Here is a 7,319-nt window from a genome sequence, read left to right as displayed (position 1 = left end):
GGAATCCTGGCAGGAGCCCAATTGATCCGCGATGGAACGGTCTCCGATTGATGGCAATGACGAGCAATAGCGATCACGCTCATCGGAGATGGAGGTGATGGCCAGTCTCCTGACGTTCCAGATCTGCTCTGAAACGACGACGGATCACCGCTGCGAGGGGGGCTGCGTCAGTCAGTCCGACGGGACACCTGCCGGCCACGGGCCAGCGTGTCCGAGGGCGCCTCGTGGAACGTCGCGCGGTAGGCTGCGGCGAACTCGCCGAGATGATGGAAACCCTGGGCACGCGCGCACGTCGCGACGGTGGCGCCACCGCCCCTGAGGAGGCGACCGCGGGTCGCCCACAGCCTCTTGAGGCGGATGTACTGATGCAGGCTCATGCCGCGTACCTTGCTCACCGCGCCGCCGAGCGTCCGGATCGAGACGCCGAACTCTGCGGCGAGATCGGCGGTGTAGATCGGCGCGGTCGGGCGGGCCGCGACGTAGTCGTCGATCCGCTGCACCAGCTTGATTGCGCGCTCGCCCTGGACAGAGGCGCTCAGACCCGACAGCGAATCGATCCGAAACAAATCGTCGAGCGCGAGCAGCAGACCTTCCTGGAGATGGGCGGCCACCTCCGTGGTTTCGAACAGGGAGGGCTGCACGGACGCGGTTCGCAGGATGTCGAGCAGGAGCTGCCGCGCGTGGAGCAGGGCGGGCCGGTTTGCGACGCGGGCCCGCAAGTCGTCGGCGCGATCGAACCAGCCCCGGTCTCTCAGCTCGGGGGAGAAGATGATCATGGCATGATGATTGGTCTGAGGCTCGACGAAATGGCATTCGTCGTTGCCGCGGAGCGCAACGAAGAAACGCGCGTCGAGGTCCAGGCCCTTGAGGTTGACCTGGAGGTCGTCGGTCATGGACAGGATCACCATCCCGCCCGGCATCCGATAGGCGGTGTCGAGGATGCGCGCGAACGATCTCATCATGATGATGCGGCACGCCGGCATGGAGACGACGGCGCGGGCCGCGGCAAAGTTCGGGATGTCGAGCGGAATGCTTCTCGCATCCTCCATCGATTCAATCGGGCGAAACGCATCGACGTCGGCAAAGCCGATCAGTTGGAGCGCGGAGGATGGAGCGAGGGCGTCGAACACCATGGGTCTGGCCGGCAGCTGAAATGTGACAATCAAATGAACGTCGATACATCGCCATCAATGGCTAAACATCGCGCTTCAGTAAACCGAATTTCAGGCCGTAGTATTGCGGACATCATGCCATGCCGCCCGTCAGATCAGTGTCACCATCAACGTTCCTCGCTTGGCCGGAGGCAACGTCGATGAACCGCGGCCGCGCCGGCCGCTGGGAAGGCCGGGGACGCAAAGCCTCTCCGCGCCTGTCTCAGCTGCTTCCACAAGCTGCGTCTGCGCGTCCATGCCCGTCCGAGGGCTCGGACGACGATCGACGCGGCCATTACCGCAGAATGACGGTGTCGGCCGACTTCATCCTTGATCTGGATCAGTCCTGGAATCTCTTTCGGGCGGCGTCTGCCGCGCAAGAAATGATCTCGCAAAAGCGAAGGGGCCCTGAGGCCCCTTCAGATGGTCACCAGCGGCGATAGCGTGGGCCGTAGCCATAATAGCGTGGACCGTAATAGCGCGGCCCATAATACCGCGGGCCGTAATACGGCCGCGGAGCGTAATATCCATAATAATTCGGACGCCACCAGCAGCGTCCCCAGGCGTCGCAGACCATGCGAACCTGCTCGACGCCGGAGACCTGCGGTGTCGCAGGTGCGGGCGCGATGGGCATGGCGGACGCCGCCGGCAATGCCGCCAGACCACCTAACGTGGCACCGAACAGGGCCGCGGCGACGAGGCCGATCTTGAGAGTCATGATGTCTTTCCTCCGCTTACGGGATCCAGGATATCGAACTTGTTCGGATCAAATTGTGGCGGAACCGAAATGTAATGCTGATGAACGAATTCAGCAAATCCGCTCGGCTCGCCGGCTTGGGCCGCATGGCCGTCGCTGGAGCTTGATCCTGCGCAATTCGCAAGTCTGCCTCGGCTCCTAGTGTTGCTGGCGTGGCAGCAGCGTGGTGCTTGCTGCCGGGCAAGGTGAACTGGATGCGAGTCATTCCAAATCTGTCGATCTCGCCGGAGAAAGTCTTCTTCGTGATCTCGAAATCGCGCCGGTCCGACAGCGAGGCGGCCGGCGGCGGCGTCATCCTGGACTCCGGCGACGACGACATGAGCTATGGCCGCGCTGGACGCGGCGGGACCACCGACCGTGCGGAGCTCGCGGGCTTTATCCGCGATCTCAATATCGACGAGCAGGTCGACCTCGTGGCGCTGACCTGGCTTGGTCGCGGCGACGGTGATCTCTCCAATTGGCGCGAACTGCATACCCAGGCGGCGCAGGCGCACAACCAGCGCACTGCTTCCTACCTGATCGGCACGCCAATGCTCGCCGACTATCTGGAGGAGGCGATGGCGCAATTCGGCAAGTCCTTCGAAGAATTCGAAGAACATCTCTGATGCCGGATGCGGCGTCGACCAGTTTCAAGGAGAGTGCAATGGACAAGATGAGATTAGACAAGGGCGGCTGGCTGGTGGTGTGCGATGGGCGCAAGGCGCTCATTCTGGAAAACCTCGGCGACGAGATGTTTCCGAACCTCCACACCAGGGAGGTGCACGAGCAGCCCAATCCCTCGACCAGCGCACAAGGGACCGACGCGCCGGGCCGCCTGCATGCCGCTACCGGCGGCGTGCGCAGCTCGGTCGAGCAGACTGACTGGCATGACGAGGCCGAGCGCGCCTTCCTGCGAAGCCTGGCGGGCCGGCTCGATGCCGCCGTCAGCGCAGGCGAGACCACGGCCCTGACCATGGTGGCCTCACCACGCGCGCTCGGCATGATCCGCGCCGATTATTCGGACGTCATGCGCAAGGCGCTTCGGGGCGAGGTCGGCAAGGACCTCGTCAAGTTGCCCGTCTACGAGATCGAAAAGCAATTGCTGCAGTCGGGCGCCGCCAAATAGGGGCGCCCCGCAGAGGCCGCGCCGGCGTCCCTCAGTAGCAGGGGTGCCGGCGGCGGTCCTGGCCGACATAGGCGGCCGCGCTCTGGTAGCAATGGTTGGTCGACGGGCCGTCGTAAAAGGCGAAGGTGCCGGGGGTGATGCCGGGGCCGTAATTATGGATGTAGCTGATGGGGTAGGGCAGCGGGTTGACGTAACGATGGTACCGGTGGTGTCCCCGCGCCTCCGCCAGGGCAGGGGCTAGGATTGCGGCCGACAGGGCAGCAACCGCGGCTACAAGCTTCAACTTGCTCATCTTGATTCTCCGGAACCCGCGCGAATAAGTCGATCATCTATAGCCATTTCGGGCCTCCGGGGCACCCGTCCGGTGCCCGGAAATCCGGGATGGTCCCGCAGATTCCCGGGTGGGTGTGACAGAATTGCCGGAAACGGCGTCGGGCCTTGCCCATTTTTGGCCTTTTCGGGATGCTTAACGAATTCGCCACACAAGTATGACCAAAGACTATTCGGTTAAGAATCCAATTGCCGGCCTTCTGGGGGGTCCTCGAGGCCGGTGCATTCCTGAAGGCTTTCGCCGTCACCTTGCCATGCGCATCACGCTTTTGAGCCTGCTGTTGCTCTGCCTCGCCGCCGCTACGCCGGCGCGGGCCGAGCTGCATATCACCCGCGACCACGGCGGCTATGTCGAGGAATACAAGACCAAGTACAAGCGCGTCCGCGAAAAGGGCGAGCGGGTCATCATCGACGGCATCTGCAATTCGGCCTGCACCCTGGTGCTCGGCATCGTGCCGATGAACAAGATCTGCGTGACGCCGCGCGCGAGCCTCGGCTTCCACCAGGCCTATTACGACAAGGCCTTCACCTTCGGCATCAAGGTCACCAGCTCCGAAGGCACGTCCGACCTGATGTCCTACTACCCCGATACGGTGAAGGACTGGATTCGCCGCAATGGCGGGCTCACCACCGACATGAAGAAAATCAAGAACGGTGTCGAGCTCTGGAAGATCATCGACCCCTGTCCGGAAGAGTGGTGAGCCGCTAGGCTGAGCCCCGCTGCCGTCGGTCGCAGCGCAGCATCGTCCGGGCGAAATTCGCGTTGCCGCATTGCCTCCCGTTGGGGCAATGAGGGCGGTAATGAATCATAATGAAGAAGCCCTGACCGCCCGCGCCGCGCCGATCCTGTTCGTGCTGCTCTGGAGCACCGGATTCATCGGCACCAAATACGTCGTCAACAACGCCGATCCCTTGACCTATCTCGCCATCCGCATGGCGATCGTGGTCGTCCTGATGGCGATCATCGCGGGCGTCGCGCGGCCGAAATGGCCTGATCGCACCGGAATCGCCCACAGCGCGGTCGCCGGCATTCTCGTCCACGGCTTTTATCTCGGCGGCACCGCGATCGCGATCGCGCATTCGATTCCCGCAGGGCTCTCAGCCCTCATCCCGGGCCTGCAGCCGATCCTGACCTCGACCATCGCCAATCGCTGGCTCGGCGAGCGGGTGACGCCGCTGCAATGGGCCGGGCTCGTGCTCGGTCTCGGCGGCGTCGTCATGATCCTGCACAACCGTCCCATGACCGGCGAGGCTGGTCTCGGCTGGCTCGCCTCGGTGGTGTCGCTGATCAGCATCACGCTCGGCACGCTCTATCAACGCCGCTACTGCAACCAGATCGATTGGCGCGCCGGCAACCTCGTGCAATATGTCGCCGTCACCATCTTCTTCGCGATCGGGGCCTTCCTGTTCGAAGACCGCGTGGTGCACTGGACGCGGGAGTTCGTGCTGGCGCTCGCCTGGCTTGCCGTAGCGCTCTCGATCGGATCGATCGGGCTGCTCTATTGGCTGATCCGCCACGCCGCGGCGACCTCGGTCGCGAGCCTGTTCTATCTGGTGCCGGCCGTGACCGCGCTGATGGCCTATCTGCTGTTCGGCGAGAAGCTCGATGCGCTGGCGATTGCGGGCATGGGGATGTGCGCGGCCGCGGTGTTCGTCGTCAACCGGCGCGTCTAGGCGGCAGGGTCATCGAATACATCCCTGACGTGCGCGGCGCGTTCGTGTTAGGCTGACCGTATTTCAGCTTCACATCGACACGGTGATTTCATGAAGAAAGCGCGGCGCGCACTGCTCGGCAGGTCCTTGAAGCCGGTCCGGATCGCCTGCATCAACTACGCGGAGGAGATGATCAGCGACCGGATGATGGCGAAGCTCACGGCGGCGCTGCAGAAATGCTACGATGAGCACTTCCTGCCCGTGTGGGGCTACCCCGTCGATCTCGACGTCACCCGCAAGCCGAAACCGACGGATTGGCAGCTTGTCTATTTCGACGATGCCACCCACGAGAACTTCCTCGGACGGCACGAATTGACCCATCGGGGACAGCCGATCTCGAAGATCTTCGTCAAGGCGCTGGGTGAGGAACCCGTCAGCGTGGCGGCGTCGCACGAGCTGTTCGAGATGGTGCTCGATCCCATGGCCAATCTGTGGGCTGACCAGACCCGCCACACCCAATATGCCTACGAGGTCTGCGACGCCGTGGAGGAGGAGTCTTTTCTCGTCGACGGTTTTCCGATGTCGAACTTCGTCTATCCGTCCTGGTTCGAGCCGTTCGCCCATCCCCGCGGCACCAAATTCGACCATATGGGCTCGCTGAAGGCGCCGTTCTCGATGACCGAGGGTGGCTACGTCATCAAGAAGGTCAACGGCCGGCGGGTGATCAAGCAGTTCGGCTCGCCGGAAAAACGGCGGCGCTTCAACGCCGAGGACCGGCGCGGCCATCGCAGCGAATTCCGCGATCCGAAGGGCGAGCATCATCCGGGTCGGCGCGCCGCCAAACGGGGCGGCTAGGGGCAATCTCCGGGCGCGCCCGCACCCGGAGACCTGCTTCAGCGCTGCGATCAGCGCTTGGCCTTCCTGGCCTTCTTCGACTTGGCGGCTTTCTTGGCGGCCTTCTTCGCAGACTTCTTGGTCGCCTTCTTTGCGGACTTCTTGGCAGCCTTCTTCGCGGTCTTCTTGGAAGCCTTCTTGGTGGCTTTCTTGGCTTTCTTCTTCGCAGCCTTCTTCGGCGCTACTTTCTTCGCGACCTTCCTGGCCGCCTTCTTCACCTTTTTGACGGCGGTGACTGCGGCGTCCTTGGTCGCTTCGACAGCGGTGGTGATCGTCTCCATTGCCTGTTCGGTGATCGGCTTGTCGTCGTCCATATCGTGTCCCCCACGGTTTGTATGGAGCGATGACGATAGCGCGTTTCATAATTGTGTCAAAGCAACGCTCAACCTTTGCGGATTTTCGCGTAGGCAGCGAGCGCGCGTTCGCGTCCCCTCGCGTGATCGATGATCGGTTGCGGATAGGTTTTGCCGAGTGTGACGCCGACGCTCGCAAGCTCGATCGGCGTGGCCTGCCAGGGCTGGTGGATCAGCTTGGCCGGCACATCCTTCAACTCCGGCACCCAGCGCCGGACGTAGGTTCCATCCGGATCGAACTTCTCGCCCTGGAGCTGCGGGTTGAACACGCGGAAATAGGGCGCGGCGTCGGCGCCGCAGCCGGCGACCCATTGCCAATTGGCGGGATTGCTGCCGGCATCCGCATCGACCAGCGTGTCCCAGAACCAGGCTTCGCCGTCGCGCCAGTCGATCAGGAGGTGCTTGACCAGGAACGATGCCACCACCATCCGCACCCGATTGTGCATCACCCCGGTGTGCCAGAGCTCGCGCAAGCCCGCATCGACGATCGGATAGCCGGTGCGGCCGCGCTGCCAGGCGGCGAGCGCGGTCTTGTCCGGTTGCCACGGGAAACCGTCAAAATTCGTTTGCAGGTTTTCGGTGGCGAGGCCGGGATGATCGTGGAGCAGGTGGCGGCAGAATTCGCGCCAGCCGAGCTCGCTCAGGAACTTGTCGATGCCCGGTCCGACTGTCGGATCTTCCTCCGCGGCGAACCGCGCCGCATGCCAGACCTGGCGCGGGCTGAGTTCGCCGAACCTCAAATGCGGCGACAGGCTCGAGGTGCCCTCGCAGTCCGGGCGGTCGCGGTCGCCGACATAGCTGCGTGCCCTATGCCTGAGGAAGTCGCGCAGGCGCGCGCGGGCCGAGGTCTCGCCGGGTGTCCAGCTCTCGCGCAGGCCACCCGCCCAGTCGGGCTTGGCCGGCTCGAGCTTCCAGCTCTCCAGTCGATCGCTGGCGACCTTCGGACCCGGCCGCAGCTCCTTCGGTGCGGGCAAGGGTTTTGGCGGATCGCCGAGCGACAGCACGCGCCGCCAGAACGGCGTGAACACGCGCAGGCCACGGCCTTCCTTGTTGCGGATGGCCGAGGGCGGGACCAG

The 7,319-nt window shown here is 63.7% G+C and carries 10 protein-coding genes; 5 read left to right on the top strand and 5 right to left on the bottom strand.

Annotated features, from left to right (window positions below):
• Window positions 1-167 precede the first annotated feature (167 nt).
• A complete protein-coding gene (locus SE92_RS06845) occupies window positions 168-1,133 on the bottom strand; it encodes an AraC family transcriptional regulator (RefSeq protein WP_063195045.1) in 966 nt (321 codons plus the stop codon).
• Window positions 1,134-1,578: 445 nt separating this feature from the next.
• Entirely contained in the window at window positions 1,579-1,869 is a 291-nt protein-coding gene (locus SE92_RS06840; RefSeq protein WP_063195044.1) for a hypothetical protein, read from the bottom strand.
• Between the two features lie 233 nt (window positions 1,870-2,102).
• Here SE92_RS06840 and SE92_RS06835 point away from each other — a divergent pair, with 233 nt between their 5' ends.
• Both SE92_RS06835 and SE92_RS06830 read left to right on the top strand, forming a co-directional pair.
• Complete coding sequence (locus tag SE92_RS06835; RefSeq protein WP_063203375.1) at window positions 2,103-2,513, top strand: DUF3775 domain-containing protein; 411 nt, start codon at window positions 2,103-2,105, stop codon at window positions 2,511-2,513.
• 38 nt (window positions 2,514-2,551) lie between these two features.
• Complete coding sequence (locus SE92_RS06830) at window positions 2,552-3,013, top strand: host attachment protein (RefSeq protein WP_063203374.1); 462 nt, start codon at window positions 2,552-2,554, stop codon at window positions 3,011-3,013.
• Window positions 3,014-3,044: 31 nt separating this feature from the next.
• Here the strand turns inward: SE92_RS06830 and SE92_RS06825 are convergent, their stop codons facing one another.
• Window positions 3,045-3,305, bottom strand: a complete 261-nt coding sequence (locus SE92_RS06825) for a hypothetical protein (RefSeq protein ID WP_063195043.1) — start codon at window positions 3,303-3,305, stop codon at window positions 3,045-3,047.
• 292 nt (window positions 3,306-3,597) lie between these two features.
• Here SE92_RS06825 and SE92_RS06820 point away from each other — a divergent pair, with 292 nt between their 5' ends.
• The 3 genes from SE92_RS06820 (at window position 3,598) to SE92_RS06810 (ending at window position 5,851) form a co-directional block, all read left to right on the top strand.
• A complete protein-coding gene (locus tag SE92_RS06820; protein ID WP_063195042.1) occupies window positions 3,598-4,044 on the top strand; it encodes a hypothetical protein in 447 nt (148 codons plus the stop codon).
• 100 nt (window positions 4,045-4,144) lie between these two features.
• Window positions 4,145-5,017, top strand: coding sequence for a DMT family transporter (locus SE92_RS06815; RefSeq protein WP_063195041.1), 873 nt, complete (start codon window positions 4,145-4,147; stop codon window positions 5,015-5,017).
• A gap of 90 nt (window positions 5,018-5,107) precedes the next feature.
• Window positions 5,108-5,851 carry a hypothetical protein gene (locus SE92_RS06810; RefSeq protein ID WP_063195040.1) on the top strand — a complete coding sequence of 248 codons (744 nt, stop codon included), beginning with the start codon at window positions 5,108-5,110 and terminating at the stop codon, window positions 5,849-5,851.
• A gap of 50 nt (window positions 5,852-5,901) precedes the next feature.
• On the opposite strand, the gene SE92_RS06805 is transcribed toward SE92_RS06810, so the two are convergent.
• The gene (locus SE92_RS06805; RefSeq protein WP_063195039.1) at window positions 5,902-6,204 is read right to left on the bottom strand and encodes a hypothetical protein; all 303 of its coding nucleotides are present in this window, start codon (window positions 6,202-6,204) and stop codon (window positions 5,902-5,904) included.
• A 68-nt stretch (window positions 6,205-6,272) separates the two neighbouring features.
• The coding region (locus SE92_RS06800) for a cryptochrome/photolyase family protein (protein WP_063195038.1) at window positions 6,273-7,319 on the bottom strand (1,047 nt) is incomplete at its 5' end.

Origin of the sequence: Bradyrhizobium sp. AT1 (assembly GCF_001590795.1) — a bacterium.
Classification (GTDB): Bacteria; Pseudomonadota; Alphaproteobacteria; order Rhizobiales; family Xanthobacteraceae; genus Bradyrhizobium.
The sequence above is the reverse complement of the archived record's forward strand: the minus strand, read 5'-3'. Positions and strand labels throughout refer to the sequence as shown.

Excerpts from the sequence above, each read along its gene's own strand:
- SE92_RS06825 (WP_063195043.1), bottom strand. The coding sequence starts at position 3,305 with ATGAGCAAGTTGAAGCTTGTAGCCGCGGTTGCTGCCCTGTCGGCCGCA.
- SE92_RS06805 (WP_063195039.1), bottom strand. The coding sequence starts at position 6,204 with ATGGACGACGACAAGCCGATCACCGAACAGGCAATGGAGACGATCACC.
- SE92_RS06840 (WP_063195044.1), bottom strand. The coding sequence starts at position 1,869 with ATGACTCTCAAGATCGGCCTCGTCGCCGCGGCCCTGTTCGGTGCCACG.
- SE92_RS06815 (WP_063195041.1), top strand. The coding sequence starts at position 4,145 with ATGAATCATAATGAAGAAGCCCTGACCGCCCGCGCCGCGCCGATCCTG.
- SE92_RS06845 (WP_063195045.1), bottom strand. The coding sequence starts at position 1,133 with ATGGTGTTCGACGCCCTCGCTCCATCCTCCGCGCTCCAACTGATCGGC.
- SE92_RS06820 (WP_063195042.1), top strand. The coding sequence starts at position 3,598 with ATGCGCATCACGCTTTTGAGCCTGCTGTTGCTCTGCCTCGCCGCCGCT.
- SE92_RS06810 (WP_063195040.1), top strand. The coding sequence starts at position 5,108 with ATGAAGAAAGCGCGGCGCGCACTGCTCGGCAGGTCCTTGAAGCCGGTC.
- SE92_RS06830 (WP_063203374.1), top strand. The coding sequence starts at position 2,552 with ATGGACAAGATGAGATTAGACAAGGGCGGCTGGCTGGTGGTGTGCGAT.
- SE92_RS06835 (WP_063203375.1), top strand. The coding sequence starts at position 2,103 with ATGCGAGTCATTCCAAATCTGTCGATCTCGCCGGAGAAAGTCTTCTTC.